Origin of the sequence: Streptomyces sp. NPDC048420 (assembly GCF_040651535.1) — a bacterium.
GTDB lineage: Bacteria > Actinomycetota > Actinomycetes > Streptomycetales > Streptomycetaceae > Streptomyces.
Genome location: NZ_JBEZKG010000003.1, coordinates 399024 through 416257, shown reverse-complemented (window position 1 = coordinate 416257; position 17234 = coordinate 399024). Strand labels below are relative to the sequence as shown.

Genomic DNA, 17234 nt, shown 5'->3' with positions numbered 1-17234 from the left:
AGCAACTCACCTACGGAACAAGGGAGTTCCCGTGAAGAACGCAGGAGAGCTGTCGCGGCGTCAGATCCTGGCAGCCGCGGGTTTCATCGGCCTCGCCACCCTCACAGGCTGCGGCAGCGGCGACGACGGAGGCGACTCCAAGGACCTGACCAAGAAGCAGAACGGCGCGATGAAGGACTACCAGGCCGGCCAGCAGTTCAAGGCCGCCAAGGCGCTGTCCTTCTCGATGCTGCACAACGACAACCCGGTCTACCCCCTCAAGAACAGCTGGTTGTTCTGGAAGGAGGTCACCAAGCGCACCGGGATCACCATCAAGCCCCTCGACGTCCCGCTCGCGGACTACGAGAAGAAGCGCAGCGTCCTCATCGGCTCGGGTGACGCCCCCTTCATCATCCCGAAGACCTACCACCCCGGCGAGGTCGCCTTCGTGTCCTCGGGCGCGATCCTCCCGGTCAGCGAGTACGTCGACCTGATGCCCAACTTCCGGGACAAGGTGAAGAAGTGGAGTCTGGAGCCCGAACTCGACTCCATCCGCCAGTCCGACGGCAAGTACTACCTCCTGCCCGGCCTGCACGAGAAGCCCAAGTCCGGCTACTCGCTGTCCTTCCGCACGGACATCCTCGACAAGCACGGACTGACCCTGCCCACGACCTGGGACGAGGTCTACGACGTCCTCAAGGCGCTCAAGGGGGAGTACCCCGACAAATACCCGTGGACCGACCGCTGGAGCACCAACACCCCCTTCCCGTGCGGGGCGTTGTTCGGCTACCTCGGCCAGGCCTATGGCGTGAAGGCCGGCTGGAACTACGACAACATCAGCTTCGACACCAAGGCACAGAAGTTCGTCTTCACCGCGGCGCAGGACGCCTACCGGCAGATGGTCGAGTACCTCAGAAAGATCGTCTCCGAGAAGCTCCTCGACCCGGAGAGCTTCACCCAGCAGGACGACCAGGCCATCCAGAAGCTGCTGGCCGAGAAGTCGTACGTGATCAGCGCCAACCCGCAGGAGTTGGTCCAGAACTACCGCTACAACCTGAACAAGCAGGTCAAGGGCTCGAAGATCGAGATGATCCCGGTGCCCCTCGGCCCGGCGGGACCGGTCCTGCTGAGCGGTATCCGGCTGGAGAACGGCATCATGATCTCCAGCAAGGCCCTCAAGAGCGACACGTTCGTCGCGATGATGCAGTTCGTGGACTGGCTCTGGTACTCCGACGAGGGTCAGAAGTTCTGCAAGTGGGGCGTGAAGGGCGTCACTTACACCGAGTCCGGCGGCAAGTACACGCTGGAGCCCGGCATTTCGCTGATGGGATCGGACCCGGACGCCCCGAAGGACCTCCAGAAGGACTTCGGCTTCTTCAACGGCGTCTTCACCTACGGCGGCAGCTGGGAGCTGGTCTCCTCCAACTTCAGCCCGGACGAGAAGAAGTTCCAGGACGTCATGTCCCAGCGCAAGGAACTCCCCGTCGACCCGGCCCACCCGCTCCAGTCCTTCGAGCAGGAGCAGGCGACCCTCTGGGACACCCCGCTCAAGGACACCGCCATCCAGAACACCCTCCAGTTCGTCCTCGGCAAGCGCCCGATGTCCGACTGGAACGCGTACCTCTCCGAGCTGAAGGCCAAGAACATGCAGCAGCTCGTCGACCTGCACAACAAGGCGTACGAACGGTTCAAGAAGGAGAACGCGTGATCCTCCGCGTCCCCGCCGAGCCGTCCGGCCGGCTCTCCGACGCCTGGCGCCACTGCGTCGGCACCGGCCGGATCGAACTCGCCCTGCGCCGCGACTACCAGGACTCGCTGAAGCTGCTCCAGCGCGACATCGGCTTCCGTCACATCCGGGGACACGGGCTGCTGAGCGACGGCATGGGCGTGTACCGGCCGTACGAGTGGCAGGGCGCCCGGCAGGTCCGGCACTCCTTCACGTACGTCGACCAGGTCTTCGACGCCTACCTGGAGCTCGGCATCCGGCCCTTCCTCGAACTCGGCTTCATGCCCGAGGAGTTGGCGTCGGGGGAGCGGACGGTGTTCTGGTGGCGGGGCAATGTCACCTCACCCCGTTCGCACAAGGAGTGGGCCGCTCTGGTGAAGGCGACCGTCACCCATCTCGTCGACCGGTACGGCCTCGACGAGGTGCGGGAGTGGCCCATCGAGGTGTGGAACGAGCCCAACCTGCCCGACTTCTGGGAGGGCGCGGACGAGAAGGCGTACCACCGGCTGTACGAGGTGACCGCGGCCGCGGTGAAGGAAGTGGACGCCGGTCTCCAGGTCGGCGGCCCCGCGATCTCACCCGGAGCGGACGAGTGGCTGGACCGGTTCGCCGAGTTCGCCGAACGGCGCGATGTGCCGGTCGACTTCGTGTCGAAGCACGCCTACACCTCGGGCCCCGCCCAGCACGTCCCCTTCGGCGTCCACCAGACGCTGGCGCCCGCGCAGCACCTCCTGGACCAGTTCGCCACGCCCCGGGAACGCCTGAAGGGCACGGGACTGGCCGAACTCCCGGTCCACATCACGGAGTTCAACTCCTCTTACCGCCCCGACAACCCGGTCCATGACACGGCCTTCCACGCCGCCTACCTCGCGCCGGTGGTGGCCCGCGGCGGCGATCACGCGGACTCCTTCTCGTACTGGACCTTCAGTGACATGTTCGAGGAGGCCGGGCCGCCGACCGCCCTCTTCCACGGCGGCTTCGGCCTGCTCACCCACCGACAGGTGCGGAAACCGACGTACCACCTCTACGCCTTCATGGCCCGCATGGGCCCCGACCTGCTCACCCGTGGCACCGACCACTTGATCACCCGCCACTCCGACGGCCGGGTGAGCGTCCTCGCCTGGGCGCCGGTCGACGCGAGCGGCGAGACACCGGGGCCAGAGCGGCACCGGCTGCGTCTGTCCGTGCCGGTGCGGGGTGCGCGGGAGGCGTTCGTACGACGGTCCGTGGTCGACGAGGAGCACGGCAACGCCCGCACCGCCTGGCAACGGATGGGCAGCCCGCGCTCACCCAAGCCGCACGAGATCGACGTACTCCACGAGGCAGCCGAACCAGGCCGACGGCACCTGCGCCTGCCGGTCGAGGACGAACGGACCGAACTGGACCTGACGTTGGCCCGCAACGAGGTCACCCTGGTCGAGGTGAGCCCGGTCGAGGAGGAGGCGCCGGAGTGGTGGGACGAGCGCCGGTTGTTGGGGAGGGGGCCGAGGTGAGCGGGATGCGCGCGATGGCCGGCCGTGATCGGGCGGCAGCCCATGCCGTCGGCCGCGGCCCAGCCGACCCGGTCTCGACCGACGGCCGACCTGATCCGGAAGCGGGCCCTTCGGTGGACGGGGTTCACGAGCCTTCGACGGGCCCCGCAGCTCTGGACCGCACCGGGCCGCCGCGTCAGGGGCCCGGTTCCGGCGACGGCGGACGAGGCATGGGCTCGGCTGTCGTCGGGCAGTCCGTGGCCGGTCCCGGTCGTGGTGGTCGGCTGCTGCGCGAGGGGCCCGGTTCCGGCGACGGCGGACGAGGCGTGGGTTCGGCTGTTGTTGGGCAGTCCGTGGCCGGTCCCGGTCGTGGTGGTCGGCTGCTGCGCGAGGGGGCCGACCGGCGAGGCACGGACTCCTCCGTCGCCGGGCAGCCCACGGCCCGTCCCGGCCCCGGTGGCCCCACCCCCCGACGGGCGATCCCGGACCACGATGCCGCCGCAACCCCCACCACCCCCTCCTTCGGTACCGGATCCCTCTCCCGAGCCGCCGCCCTCATCCACACCCTCGTCACCGTCGAGGCGCTGCTCCTCATCGCCGCCTCCCCCGGCCTGGCCGCGCTGCTTCTCATCGGCCCCGCCCCCTCCAACCTCCCCCTCGCCGCCGTATGCCTGCTGCCCCTCGGCCCGGCGACGGCCGCCGCCCTGTACGCCCTCCATCACCGCGACCGCGACCTCGCCGACCTCCACCCGGCGCGGGCCTACTGGCGTGGCTGGCGCCTCAACGCCGTCTCCTCCCTGAAGCTGTGGGCACCCCTGCTGGCCTGGCTCACGGTGATCGCCTTCACGCTCACCCACTTCTCCGCCACCGGCCTGCCCGGCTGGTGGGCGGTGCTGCTCGCGGTGATCGGTGCCGGCTCGCTCCTCTGGGGCGCGCACGCGCTCGTGCTCACCTCCCTGTTCGCCTTCCGGACCCGGGACACCGCCCGCCTCGCCGGCTACTTCCTCTTCCGGCACGCCCGCGCCACCCTCGGCGCCGCCTCGCTGCTCGTCCTGACCGCCGCCGGGACCGCCGTACTGACCGAGGCCCTGCCCGCCCTGCTGGCCGCCCCGCTGCTGCTGTCCCTGCTGCACAGCAGCCGTCCGGTGATCGCCGAGACCCAGGAGGACTTCACCGTATGAGCCCGTCGAGCTCCAAGATCCCGTACGGCGGCGACTACAACCCCGAGCAGTGGCCGCAGGAAGTCTGGGACGCGGACCACCGCCTGTTCACCAAGGCCGGCATCGACACCCTCACGGTCGGCGTCTTCTCCTGGTCGCTCACCCAACCCGCCGAGGACACCTACGACTTCACGGTCCTCGACCGCGTCCTCGACCGGGCGGCGGCCGAGGGCCGACAGGTCTGCCTGGCCACCGGCACGGCCGCCCTCCCGCCCTGGCTCGCGCGCAGGTACCCCGAGGTCAACCGCACCGACTTCGAGGCCCGCCGACACCGCTACGGCCAGCGTCACAACTTCTGCCCCAGCTCACCGGCGTACCGCAGACTCGCCGCCCAGCTCGCAGAGAAACTCGCCGAACGGTACGCGGACCACCCGGCGTTGCTCGCCTGGCACATCAACAACGAGTACGGCGGCGTCTGTTACTGCGAGCTGTGCGCGGAAGCCTTCCGGGACTGGCTGCGCGAGAAGTACGAAGGAGCCCTCGACGCCCTCAACGACGCCTGGTGGACGACGTTCTGGTCGCACCGCTACAGCGACTTCGCCGAGATCGAGCCGCCGAACGCCCTCACCGAGCACTGGCGGGGCCCCGACCACACCGCCTTCCAGGGCATCACGCTCGACTACTTCCGCTTCACCACCGACGCGCTGCTCGGCTGCTTCCTCGCCGAGAAGGAGGTGATCCGCGCCCATGACCCGGTCACTCCCGTGACGACCAACTTCATGGGCATGTTTCGCCCCCTCGACTACCACCGCTGGGCGCCCCACCTCGATTTCGCGTCCTGGGACAGCTACCCGCCCCTCGACGCCCCGCCGACCTGGCCCGCCCTGACCCACGACCTGATGCGCGGCCTCAAGGACGGCGCCCCCTTCTGGCTGATGGAACAGACCCCGTCCACGACGGCCTGCCGTGACGTCAACCCCCTACGCAGGCCGGGGGAGTTGCGCCTTGCCACCTTCCAGGCGATCGCCCACGGCGCCGACGCGGCCCTGTACTTCCAGCTGCGCGCCTCCCGCGGAGCCTGCGAGAAGTACCACGGAGCGGTCATCGGCCACGCGGGCCGCGACGACACCCGCGTCTTCCGTGAAGTGGCCGCACTCGGCGAGGAGTTGGCGCTGCTCGGCGGCGCCTCCCTCGGCGCCCGCACCCCCGCCCGCACCGCCCTCCTCTTCGACTGGGACAGCTGGTGGGCCCTGGAGATCTCCGACGGCCCGTCCCGACTGGTCAAGTACCAGGAGGTGGTGCACGCCTACTACCGGGCCACCCGCGAGGCCGGCGCCGACGTGGACGTCGTCCCGCACTCCGCCGACCTCACCCCGTACGACGTGGTCCTCGCCCCCGCCCTGCACATGGTCAAGGGCGACCTCGCCGCCCGCCTCGAAGCGGTGGCGGAACGCGGCGGCACGGTCCTGACCACGTTTCTCTCCGGCCGCGTCGACGAACACGACCGCGCCTTCCTCACCGACGTCCCCGGCCCCCTCGCCTCCCTCATGGGCATCCGGATCGATGAATGGGACTCCCGCACACCGGAGTTCACCCAGCCCGTCCCGGAGCTGGAGTCGGAGGGGCGGCTCGTCTTCGAGATCGTGCAGCTCCGGGGCGCCGAGACGGTTGCCACATACGGTACGGACTTCTACGCCGGAACCCCCGCCGTGACCCGCAACCAGTACGGGCGGGGGGAGGGCTGGTACGTCGCCACGGCCCTGGACCGGCCCGGCGTCGACCAGGTGGTCCGCCGCGTCCTGTCCCGCCACGACCTGGTCGGCCCCTACGCCGACTACCAGGGCCTGGAGGCCGCGACCAGGGTCGCCCCCGACGGAACCCGCCTGCTGTTCCTCCTCAACCACACTGAGGAAACAGCCCACTTGAAGGCCCACACGACCGCGAACGACCTGCTCACCGGCAAACGGACGGAGGCGGGCGCCCCACTCACCCTCGACCCCAGGGGCGTCGCCGTCCTACGCCTTCAGTAGAGGGTCCGACCGCGCTCGTCCGGCACCCCCGACTTCCGGAAGAAGTAACTGTTCACCTGGTCGCGCCACTCGCGGGCACTCCGGAGCTGCTCGACGAACCGCTCCGTCACCCGCGCGTGGCGCGCCGGCTCCACGAGGTCCACCAGCGAGGCCCACACCTCCGCGGCGGCCGCCACCTCCTCCACGCCCTCGAAGTGCGTGTCGTAGATGTGCTGGATCACCGTCTTGCCGCTCTTCAACAGGTGCCCGTACGACACGTGGTGGAAGAACAGCAGCAGCTCGTCGGGACATGAATCGGGCGACTCGTACACCTCGTCCCACGGCTTGGCGTACTGGCCCGCGTACCCGGTCCCGCTCGCCACGCTCCGGTCGACACCGACGCCGTCGCGGTCGGCGAAGTGGTAGGTGCCCCAGGGGCTGTACTCGTACCCGTCGACGCTCGGCCCGTAGTGATGGCCCGGCTGCACCATGAAGCCCACCCCCAAGGGGGCGGTGTACTTCTCGTACGTCCGCCATGATCCGGTCAGCACAGCCCGCACCCCCGCCGCCGGTCCGTCTCCGAAGGTGAGCCGGATCCATTCGTCGAGGACCCGATGCGGATCCGCACCGGGCTCCCAGGCCAGCCGCCCGAACGTGTACAAGTTCGCCTGGGCCAGCGGATGCCCGGTCCAGAACGGATCGTCACCGACATTGGACACGGCCACGAGCCCACCGCGCGCAAGGGCGCCCACCGGCGTCTCCCCGGCGATCCCGAACCGCAGCACCTCACTCCACATGGGCCCCAGCCAGCACACATGCCGCTGCTGCCCGGTGTACTCCTGCGTCACCTGCAACTCCACCGCGAGCCGCGTCCCCGGCATCGCCCCGATCAGCGGTGACACCGGCTCCCGCACCTGGAAGTCCATCGGCCCGTGCTTGACCTGGAGGACGGCGTTGTCGGCGAACTCCCCGTCCAGCGGCACGAAATGGTCGTACGCGGCCCGCGCCCGGTCCGTCGAGCGGTCCCGCCAGTCCTGCCGGTGGTTGTAGACGAAGGCCCGCCAGTGGACGGTACCGCCGTGCGGCGCGAGCGCGGCGGCGAGCATGTTCGCACCGTCCGCGTGACTGCGCCCGTACGCGAACGGCCCCGGTTGCCCCTCCGAGTCCGCCTTCACCACGAACCCGCCGAAGTCGGGGATCTCCGAGTAGACCCGCGCGACCGCCTCGGCCCACCACTCCCGCACCCCGGCGTCGAGCGGATCGGCCGTCTCCAGCCCACCCAGCACGACCGGCGCGGCGAAGGTCACCGACAGATGGGTGCGAATCCCATACGGTCGCAACGCCCCCGCGATGTCCGCCACTTCACGCAGACGGTCGGTCAGCAGCCGCGCCTCCGCCGCGTGCACGTTGACGTTGTTCACGGCCACGGCGTTGATCCCGCAGGCCGCCAGCAGCCTGCCGTACGCCCGCACCCGGTCCAGATCGCCGCGCGCCCGTCCGTCCTCCCAGAACAGTGACCCGCCCGAGTAGCCGCGCTCCACCTGGCCCATGACCGGATGCACGGCCACGTTGTCCCAGTGGTCGAGCATCCGCAGCGCCAACTCGGGCCGGTGCTCCTCACGTTCGGCCTCACCGAGGAACGCGGACTCCCCGAGTCGTACGACATGGAAGAGGCCGTACAGCAGCCCGGCACCGCCGGACGCCGTGACGGTCGTACGGCTGTCACGGCGTCCGTAGGTGAAAGCCTCGCTGCCGTCGTCGCCGGTCAGCTCCAGCACGAGATCGGGGTCGTCCTGGACGACCGCGCCCCCGAACCGCCGGCAGGCCTTCTCCACCTCCCCGCGCACGGTGTCCACCAGGGGACCCGTGCCGCGGATCAGGGTCCGTCGGGTGCCGATCGGCCGGGACGCCCCGTCCGGCAGCCAGGCCGGATCGACATCCTGCATGAGACCCCCAACTCCGTTGTTCAGGCGAGCAGTTCGACTTCCGACACGACCGCCTCGCCGTCGAGCACCAGACGGTACTTCCCGTACGTACCCGGAGACCCCACGGTGAACGCCCGTGTCTGCCGGTCCCATGCGAAGGACTGCCCGGACCGCCGGTCGAGGGTCTTCCACCTGGTTCCGTCGTCCGACCCCTGAAGCGTCCAGCCGGTCGGCGCCTTCGTGCGGTCGGCGGCCGAAGTCACCGTGTACTGAAGGCTCTTGACCGATCCGCGCACCGGCAGGTCGACCGAGGTCACGGTCGCGTCCGTCGCCGAGGTGTTGTCGAACAACGACCCGTCACCGCCGAGCACGTCCGCACGCGGCGTCGGTACCTCGTCGTCCTGGGTGATCGACACCGGGGTCGCGTTCTTTCCCGTGCCCCACTTCGACGGCCGCGGACCCATGTCGAAGTCCAGGACGGCACCCTTGGACAGCACCGAGTGGGGGAGCGAAGTAGACGTCCAGGTACGCCCGTTGACCTTCAGGCCCTGTACGTACACGTTCCGCGCGCTGTTCTTCGGCGCCCTGACCACCAGATCCCGACCGTTCTCCAGATGCACGGTCGCCTTGGTGAACAAGGGCGACCCGACCGCGTATTCGCCGCTGCCCATCACCAACGGGTAGAAGCCCAGTGCCGAGAACAGATACCAGGCCGACTGCTCGCCGTTGTCCTCGTCACCGTGGTAGCCCTGTCCGATCTCGCTGCCGACGTACAGCCGTGACAGCACCTCACGGACGTTCTTCTGCGTCTTCCAGGGCTGACCGGCCGCGTCGTACATGTAGTTGACGTGGTGGGCGACCTGGTTGGAGTGCCCGTACATGCCCATCCGGACGTCCCGCGCCTCGGTCATCTCGTGGATGACACCGCCGTAGGAGCCGACGAACTCCGGCGAGGCCGTCTCCGGTGTCGCGAAGTACTCGTCCAGCTTCTCCGCCAGGCCGCCGCGGCCGCCGTAGAGGTTGGCGAGGCCCCGGCTGTCCTGCGGGGCGGTGAAGGCGTAACCCCAGCCGTTGGTCTCGGTGTAGTCGTAGCCCCACACCCGGGGGTCGTAACTCGACGACTCCACACGCCAGTTGCCCGAAAGGTCCCTGCCCTGGAAGAACCCCGCCCCGGAGTCGAAGAGGTTCACGTAGTCGCGGGCCCGGTTGAGGAAGTACTCCGACTCGTCCTTGTAGCGCTTCTCGCCGGTCTTCCCGTACAGCGCCTGGCCCATCCGCGCGATGCCGTAGTCGTTGAGGTACCCCTCCAGTGCCCAGGACAGGCCCTCGTGGGTGTCGGTGCTCGTGTAGCCGAGGAACGGCGAGGTCTCCATGCCCTTGCGGCCCACGCCCGAGGTGGGCGGTACGACCGTGGCGTTCTTCAGGGCCGCGTCGTACGCCGACTTCGCGTCGAAGTCGACACCCTTGACGTACGCGTCCGCGAAGGCCACGTCCGAGGAGGTGCCGGTCATCAGGTCCGCGTACCCGGGGGAGGACCAGCGCGATGTCCAGCCGCCGTCCTTGTACTGCTGGACGAACCCGTCGACCATCTCACCCGCCTGAGAGGGCGTCAGAAGCGAGTACGCCGGCCAGGTGGTCCGATAGGTGTCCCAGAAGCCGTTGTTGACGTACACCTTGCCGTCCACGATCTTGGCACCGGTGTGCGTCGGGGTGTCCGGACCCGGCATCGGCGAGAACGGGGACGCGTACTGGTACTTCGAACCCACCTTCTCGAAGCCCGAGTTGGGGTACAGGTACAGCCGGTACAGGCTGGAGTACAGCGTGGTCAGCTGGTCCTGGGTGGCGCCCTCCACCTCGACCGTGCCGAGAATCCGGTCCCAGGCACGCTGGGCGCCCCGCTTGACCTCGTCGAAGGACGTGCCGTCCGGGATCTCCTGGCGCAGGTTGTCCTTGGCCTGGTCGAGGCTGATGAGTGAGGTGGCGATGCGCAGGGTGACGGTCCGGTCCTTGAACCGCAGGTACCCCTTCACCCCGCTGGACGCCCCGTCCACCACCGGCTTGTCGAACACGCCGTACACGAACAGCCGGGTCGCCCCCGTCGAAAGGCCCGACTTCACGTCCGAGTAGCCGGTGAAGGTCCCGCTCTCCTCGTCGAGGGTCAGCCCCGCCTGGTCCGTCACGTTGTCGAAGAGCACGCTCGCGTCGTCGCCCGGGTAGGTGAAGCGCAGGGTCGCCGCGTGGTCGGTGGGCGCCAGCTCCGCCTTCAGCCCGTTCTCGAACCGCACCCCGTAGTAGTACGGCCGCGCGGTCTCGTTCTCGTGCCGGAAGGCCAGTTCCCGCGCCTCACGGCCGGTGTCCGGGGTGCCGGAGGCGGCGGACGGCATCACCTGGAAGGTCTGCCGGTCGCCCATCCACGGGCTCGGCTCGTGGCTCGCGCTGAACGCCTGGATCGTCGGCAGGTTGTCGGCGTTGTTGGCGCGCGCGTAGTCGTAGAGCCAGCTCAGCGAGGACGCGTTGGTCACCGGCGTCCAGAAGTTGAAGCCGTGCGGCACGGCGGTGGCCGGGAAGTTGTTGCCGCGCGAGAAGCCACCGCTGGAGTTGGTGCCCCGGGTGGTGAGCGCGTAGTCGGACAGATGCGCCTTGGGCTTCTCCGGCGCGGCCCGCTCCAGCGTCACGTCGTCCAGCCAGCCCCGGAACTTCGCCGGCCCGCTCGGGGAGTCGTACCCGACGAGGATCCGGTCGACGGTCTTCCCGGCCGCGACCGACCCGATCCGCGAGACCACGTTGTTCCACTGGTTGACGTAGAGCGCCTTCGAAGCGCCCTGCCCTCGCGGTGAGAGCGCAAATCCGTGCTGGTCACGGGCCCCGAGGCGGCTCAGGTAGGTGCCGTCGCTGAAGGCCAGGTCCACGGACACATTGGTCGCGTCGTAATCCCGGTCGCCGTCCGCCATCGAGGGGAAGATCCGGTACGACAGCCGGGTCAGCGGATCCACCGCCACGTCCACGTCGAAGACCTTGTTGTACGAGTACGCCTGCCCGTCCGCGATGTGCCGACCGGCGTAACGCAGCGCTCTCTTTCCGGTGAATCCGGCGCCCGCCTTCGCGGTGGGCGATCCGCTCGGACCGCGGTCGACCAGCGAGAGCATGTCCTGCGGCACCGGCCCGTCGCTGCCACCTGTGGAGAACTGCACGTCGGCCAGCTGGAGGATGCCGGAGGCCCCGTTGTTCTTCGTGATGTCGAGCCGGAAGTGCTGGTATTCGGCCGGATCCGCGAGGTCGTACGACTTTGTCTGGAACCGTTCGTCGAACGACTCGCCGGAGCGGGTGTCGAGGGTCTTCCAGTCCTTGCCGTCCGTCGAGCCCTGGAGCGTCCAGTCCCGGGGGTCGCGCTCGGCGAAGTCGTTGGCCGAGGTCAGCGCGTAGGTGACCACCTTGGCCGGTCTGTCCAGGTCGAACTCGGCCCAGCCGGTGGCCTGGAAGGCCAGCCACTTGGTGCCGGGCTCACCGTCGACGAGTTTCTCCTTCACCTCGCCGCCGCCGGTGTTCTCCGCGCTCGCCCGGACGTCCGTGACGTGGTCGGTGATGTTGCCCGGAATACCGGTGCTGTAGCCGCCGTCGACGCCGGAAGCCCGGTCGCCGTCGACGCTGTTGATCCAGTCGGGGGCGGGGTCGCCCGCCTCGAAGGAGGAGGCGAATCCCCGCTCCGCCGGGTCGGGGGCCTCGGGCAGGGCGACCGCCGCGCCCTGTGAGCCCACCGTCACGCAAAAGGCGGCCGTGATCACGACCGCCGTACTCCGTCTGAGCCGAGTTCTGTACCGAGCCATCGGCGAGTACCCTCCCTGCACGAGGATGGACAACGTTGTCAGCATTTCCGTGCAAGGATCAGTAGTGGCCCAAGTGGACAGTGGTGTCAAGGGTGTTGGCTGCGGCATTCGGGGCCTATGTCGCGGATTTTTCCGGCAAGCTTCGCACAGGGCGGTCATATTTCCGCGAGGTCTCAACTCGAAAACACCCACGGCCAACATTGCGTTCGATCTTGCTCCCCCGGCCGGAAGTGGACTATACCTGTCGGCGATTCACCCCTCTTGCACGAACCTGCTTGACCTGACCGCGGTGCCGGGGAGGATCCGGTTCACCGCCTGAGTCCTGGAGAAGGCGAGGACTTGAGCATGGGATCCACTTCCGCCGAGAACAGCAACAACGGCAGCGCGGCCGTAGGCCGCCGCGATCTGATCAAGCGGTCGGCCGCGCTCGGACTGATCTCCGTCCCGACGATGAGCTTTCTGTCCGCCTGCGCCAGCAGCGGCGGCGACGACAGCGGCGACAAGGCCAAGGCCGGCAAGAAGACCGCGAAGAACCCCCTCGCGGTCAACGACACCGCGCAGATGGAGTTCGTCCTGTTCGACGGCGGTTTCGGCAAGGAGTACGCCGAGGACGCCGTGAAGATCTACGAGACGAACTTCCCCAAGGCCAAGGTGAAGTTCTCCGCCACCCAGAAGATCCAGTCCACGCTCCAGCCCCGCTTCAACCAGGGCACCCCGCCGGACCTCATCGACAACTCCGGCGCCGAGCAGATGGACATGGGCGTCCTGGTCGGCAAGAACCAGCTCGCCGACCTCACCCCGCTCCTGGACGCCCCGTCCTACGACGACCCGAACAAGAAGGTCCGCGACACCCTGCGCCCCGGCATCGTCGAGATGGGCCAGTTCGACGGCGACCCGGTGTGGATCATGTACTACGCGTACACGGTCTACGGCGTCTGGTACTCCCAGAAGGCCCTCGACTCCCTCGACGCGGAGTACCCGAAGACCTGGGACGAGATGCTCGCGGTGTGCGAGAAGGCCAAGAAGAAGGGCATGGCGGGCTGGACGTACGCGGGCAAGTACCCGTACTACCTCCCCTTCTCGCTGTACCCGATGATCGGCAAGGTCGGCGGGGTCGAGGTCCTGGACGCCATCGACAACCTGGAGCCGAACGCCTGGAAGCACCCGGCGGTCAAGGCGTGTTTCGAGGCCTACTACGAGCTCTACAAGAAGGGTTACGTCCTCAAGGGCACCCCTGGTCTGGACCACATCCAGTCGCAGACCGCCTGGGCCCAGGGCAAGGCGCTGTTCATCCCGAACGGCTCCTGGGTGGAGAACGAGTCGGCGAACGTCATCCCGGCCGACTTCAACCTCGCCGTCTCGGCGCCCACCGGCATCGACTCCTCCGACAAGATGCCCTTCGGCACCATCTGGGCCTCCGGCGGTGAGCCCTTCATCGTCCCGGCCAAGGCGAAGAACACCGCGGGCGGCATGGAGCAGCTGCGGATCATGCTCAGCGAGGCGTCCTCGAAGAACTTCACGTCCAAGGTGAAGTCCCTGACCGCCTATAACGGCGGCACCGAGGGCATCACCCTCACCCCGGGCCTCAAGTCCGGTGTGGCGGCGCTGAAGCTGGCCGGCGACAACGTGGTGAACCCGCGTCTGCAGGACTGGTACGTCCAGCTCCAGAAGGAGCAGATCGGGGTGGCGGGCCTCGGCGAGATGATGGCCGGACGGCTCACCCCGGCGGAGGCCATCAAGAAGATCCAGGGCTTCGCCGACGCGGCCGCGAAGGACTCGTCGATCAAGCACTACAAGCACCAGTAACCGGGCGGAGCGGCGATGCAGCACGGCAAGTACCGGTTCATCGTGGGGTTCCTGGCGCTGCCCCTGGGACTGTACGCGCTCTTCGTGGTCTGGCCTTTCATCCAGTCCATCTACTACTCGTTCACGGACTGGACCGGGCTGAGCCCCGAATTCAAGATGGTCGGCCTGGACAACTACCGGAGGATGCTGGACGACGAGATCTTCTGGAAGTCCTTGCAGCACAGCTTGATCTTCGCGCTCGTGCTGCCGCTGCTGACGATCAGCCTGGCGCTGTTCTTCTCCTTCATGATCAATGTCGGCGGTCGGAAGAGAAAGGGGGGCCCGGTCGTCACCGGCGTTCGGGGTTCCTCCTTCTACAAGATCGTGTATTTCTTCCCGCAGGTCCTCTCGATCGCGATCGTCGCCCTGTTGTTCGCCTTCGCGTACAACCCGGACAGCGGTGCCATCAACTCGATTCTGCGGGGGATCGGGCTCGACAGCGTCCAGCCGCTGTGGCTGGGCGACCCGGACCTCGCCCTGTGGGCCGTGATGGCGGTCCTCGTGTGGTCCACGGTCGGCTTCTTCGTGGTCCTGTTCAGCGCCGGCATGGCCTCCATCCCGGCGGACCTGTACGAGGCCGCGCTGCTCGACGGGGCGGGCCGTGCCAGCACGTTCTTCCGGATCACCCTGCCGTTGCTGTGGGACACCGTGCAGTCCGGCTGGGTCTACATGGGCATCCTGGCCCTCGGCGCCGAGTCGTTCGCGGTCGTGCAGATCATGACGACCGGGCCCGGCGGTCCCGACTACTCGACCACCGTCATGGTCCTGTACGTGTACCAGAAGGCGTTCCGTGACGGGCAGGCCGCCTATGCCACCACCATCGGCGTCGCCCTGCTCGTCGTCACGCTGGCGTTCGCCGCCCTGGTGATGCGACTGGGCCGGCGCGAGCGGCTGGAGTACTGATCAGATGAAGACGACCGAAACTCCCGTCCCGGCCGAGTCCGGTGCTCCCGTCGCCAAGGTCGACATCCCAAGCCGCCCGCCCCGCAAGGAGAAGAAAGACGGCGTCCTCAACGTCTTCTCCCACGGGGTGCTCATCCTGTGGGCGTTCATGGTGGTCATGCCGCTGCTGTGGGCGGTGATGACGTCCTTCAAGGACGACAGCTCCATCTTCAACTCGCCCTGGGCGCTGCCGGACAAGCTGCACTTCGACAACTGGTCGCGGGCCTGGACCGACGCCAACATGAGCGACTACTTCCTCAACACCATCCTGGTGGTGGCGGGTTCGCTCATCGGCACCCTGGTCCTCGGCTCGATGGCGGCGTATGTGCTGGCCCGGTTCGACTTCCCGGGCAACCGGTTCATCTACTTCCTGTTCATCGGCGGCATGAGCTTCCCGATCATGCTGGCGCTGGTCCCGCTGTTCTACGTCGTGAACAACATGGGCCTGCTGAACACGATCCACGGGCTGATCCTGGTCTACATCGCCTACTCGCTGCCGTTCACGGTGTTCTTCCTGACCGCGTTCTTCCGCACCCTGCCGACCTCGGTCGCGGAGGCGGCCTTCGTGGACGGGGCCTCGCACTCCAGGACGTTCTTCCAGATCATGCTGCCGATGGCCAAGCCGGGCCTGATCAGCGTGGGGATCTTCAACTTCCTGGGGCAGTGGAACCAGTACATGCTGCCGACGGTGCTCAACACCGACCCGGACAAGCGGGTGCTGACCCAGGGGCTTGTGCAGCTCGCGGCCAGCCAGGGCTACAAGGGCGACTGGTCGGGCCTGTTCGCGGGCCTGGTCATGGCGATGCTCCCGGTCCTCGCGGCGTACATCATCTTCCAGCGACAGGTGGTGGCCGGGCTGACGGCGGGCGCCCTCAAGTAGATCTCCGCCCGCCCGCACGGGCGCTGTCCCTTCAAGATATGGATCTTGAACGGGCGGTGCCCCTTCGACGTGGGCAAGAACGCCGATACTGTTCAACCTCTTGACGGGAGGCGACCCTAACGGCTCAGCTTAGAGTTCACTAGTTGGACATAGACGGGGCCCCATCGCTGCGGTCCCGCGCGCAGGAGGTCGTCGTGGAGACTCCGGGGTCGCAGTCGTCGCTGCACCGTGCCAACCTGGAGCGGGTCGTACGTGCCGTCCGGCTGGCCGGGTCGCTCACGCAGGCGGAGATCGCGCGGACCACGGGACTGTCCGCGGCCACCGTCTCCAACATCGTCCGCGAGCTCAAGGACGGCGGAACCGTCGAGGTCACGCCCACCTCGGCCGGTGGCCGACGGGCCCGCGCGGTCTCCCTGAGCGGAGACGCCGGCATCGTCATAGGCGTGGACTTCGGGCACACCCATTTGCGCGTCGCGGTCGGGAACCTCGCCCACCAGGTGCTCGCCGAGGAGTCCGAGCCGCTGGACGTGGACGCCTCCGCCGCGCAGGGCTTCGACCGGGCGGAACAGCTGGTCAACCGGCTGATCGAGGCGACCGGCGTGGACCGCTCCAAGATCGCCGGCGTGGGCCTCGGTGTCCCCGGCCCGATCGACCTGGAGTCCGGCTCCCTGGGCTCCTCCGCCATCCTGCCGGGCTGGATCGGCGCCAAGCCCGCCGAGGAGCTCCATGGGCGGCTCGGCGTGCCCGTGCACGTGGACAACGACGCCAACCTCGGTGCCCTCGGTGAGCTGGTCTGGGGCAGCGGCCGGGGGGTAAGGGACCTGGCGTACATCAAGGTCGCGAGTGGTGTGGGCGCCGGTCTGGTCATCCAGGGCAAGATCTACCGGGGCCCGGGTGGCACAGCGGGAGAAATCGGGCATATTACTCTTGATGAGTCCGGCCCCGTCTGCCGTTGCGGCAACCGTGGCTGCCTGGAGACCTTCACGGCCGCGCGCTATGTGCTTCCGCTGCTCCAGTCCAGTCACGGCACCGACCTGACCATGGAAGGCGTAGTACGACTCGCGCGGGACGGAGACCCTGGCTGCCGTCGGGTGATCGCCGACGTCGGCCGACACATCGGCAGTGGAGTCGCCAATCTCTGCAACTTGCTGAACCCGAGCCGAGTGGTCCTGGGCGGTGATCTCGCCGAGGCCGGTGAACTGGTGCTCGGGCCGATCAGGGAGTCCGTCGGCCGCTATGCGATCCCCAGTGCGGCACGCCAACTGAGCGTGCTTCCAGGGGCACTTGGAGGTCGCGCGGAGGTGCTCGGAGCACTCGCTCTCGCCCTCAGCGAGATGGGTGATTCGACCCTTTTGGACAGCACGCTGCATGCGGCGGCACCTGCGTTCACTTAGAGAACGCAGGAGGTCGTTGCCATCTCGTTAAGTATTTACTTCTTGACGTCGCACGTGTGGCCGAGTTGACTTCCAGCC

10 protein-coding genes are annotated in these 17234 nt (G+C 68.1%); 8 read left to right on the top strand and 2 right to left on the bottom strand.

Annotated features, from left to right (window positions below; all coding sequences use genetic code 11):
- Positions 1–31 precede the first annotated feature (31 nt).
- From AB0D34_RS06800 to AB0D34_RS06785, 4 genes are all read left to right on the top strand, one after another.
- Positions 32–1687, top strand: coding sequence for an extracellular solute-binding protein (locus tag AB0D34_RS06800; protein WP_362657532.1), 1656 nt, complete (start codon positions 32–34; stop codon positions 1685–1687).
- A complete protein-coding gene (locus AB0D34_RS06795; protein ID WP_362657850.1) occupies positions 1687–3198 on the top strand; it encodes a xylan 1,4-beta-xylosidase in 1512 nt (503 codons plus the stop codon). Before AB0D34_RS06800 ends, AB0D34_RS06795 begins: the two co-directional genes overlap by 1 nt.
- A gap of 458 nt (positions 3199–3656) precedes the next feature.
- Positions 3657–4358: a hypothetical protein gene (locus tag AB0D34_RS06790; RefSeq protein WP_362657848.1), complete on the top strand. Its 702-nt coding sequence runs from the start codon at positions 3657–3659 to the stop codon at positions 4356–4358.
- The gene (locus AB0D34_RS06785; RefSeq protein ID WP_362657530.1) at positions 4355–6367 is read left to right on the top strand and encodes a beta-galactosidase; all 2013 of its coding nucleotides are present in this window, start codon (positions 4355–4357) and stop codon (positions 6365–6367) included. Before AB0D34_RS06790 ends, AB0D34_RS06785 begins: the two co-directional genes overlap by 4 nt.
- Here AB0D34_RS06785 and AB0D34_RS06780 read toward each other — a convergent pair.
- A complete protein-coding gene (locus AB0D34_RS06780) occupies positions 6361–8292 on the bottom strand; it encodes an alpha-glucuronidase (protein ID WP_362657527.1) in 1932 nt (643 codons plus the stop codon). The genes AB0D34_RS06785 and AB0D34_RS06780 overlap by 7 nt on opposite strands.
- Positions 8293–8312: 20 nt before the next feature.
- On the bottom strand, positions 8313–12095 hold the full coding sequence (locus tag AB0D34_RS06775; RefSeq protein ID WP_362657524.1) for a GH92 family glycosyl hydrolase: 3783 nt from the start codon (positions 12093–12095) through the stop codon (positions 8313–8315).
- A 345-nt stretch (positions 12096–12440) separates the two neighbouring features.
- Between AB0D34_RS06775 and ngcE the strand changes: the two genes are divergently transcribed.
- The 4 genes from ngcE (at position 12441) to AB0D34_RS06755 (ending at position 17156) form a co-directional block, all read left to right on the top strand.
- On the top strand, positions 12441–13901 hold the full coding sequence (ngcE, locus tag AB0D34_RS06770) for an N-acetylglucosamine/diacetylchitobiose ABC transporter substrate-binding protein (protein ID WP_362657521.1): 1461 nt from the start codon (positions 12441–12443) through the stop codon (positions 13899–13901).
- Between the two features lie 15 nt (positions 13902–13916).
- Positions 13917–14843, top strand: coding sequence for a sugar ABC transporter permease (locus AB0D34_RS06765; protein WP_362657519.1), 927 nt, complete (start codon positions 13917–13919; stop codon positions 14841–14843).
- Between the two features lie 4 nt (positions 14844–14847).
- A complete protein-coding gene (locus tag AB0D34_RS06760; RefSeq protein ID WP_362657516.1) occupies positions 14848–15762 on the top strand; it encodes a carbohydrate ABC transporter permease in 915 nt (304 codons plus the stop codon).
- A gap of 194 nt (positions 15763–15956) precedes the next feature.
- Positions 15957–17156: an ROK family transcriptional regulator gene (locus AB0D34_RS06755; protein WP_362657513.1), complete on the top strand. Its 1200-nt coding sequence runs from the start codon at positions 15957–15959 to the stop codon at positions 17154–17156.
- Positions 17157–17234: the final 78 nt, after the last annotated feature.

Coding starts and splice junctions, on each gene's coding strand:
- AB0D34_RS06765 (WP_362657519.1), top strand. CDS start 13,917: ATGCAGCACGGCAAGTACCGGTTCATCGTGGGGTTCCTGGCGCTGCCC.
- AB0D34_RS06775 (WP_362657524.1), bottom strand. CDS start 12,095: ATGGCTCGGTACAGAACTCGGCTCAGACGGAGTACGGCGGTCGTGATC.
- AB0D34_RS06785 (WP_362657530.1), top strand. CDS start 4,355: ATGAGCCCGTCGAGCTCCAAGATCCCGTACGGCGGCGACTACAACCCC.
- AB0D34_RS06760 (WP_362657516.1), top strand. CDS start 14,848: ATGAAGACGACCGAAACTCCCGTCCCGGCCGAGTCCGGTGCTCCCGTC.
- ngcE (WP_362657521.1), top strand. CDS start 12,441: ATGGGATCCACTTCCGCCGAGAACAGCAACAACGGCAGCGCGGCCGTA.
- AB0D34_RS06780 (WP_362657527.1), bottom strand. CDS start 8,292: ATGCAGGATGTCGATCCGGCCTGGCTGCCGGACGGGGCGTCCCGGCCG.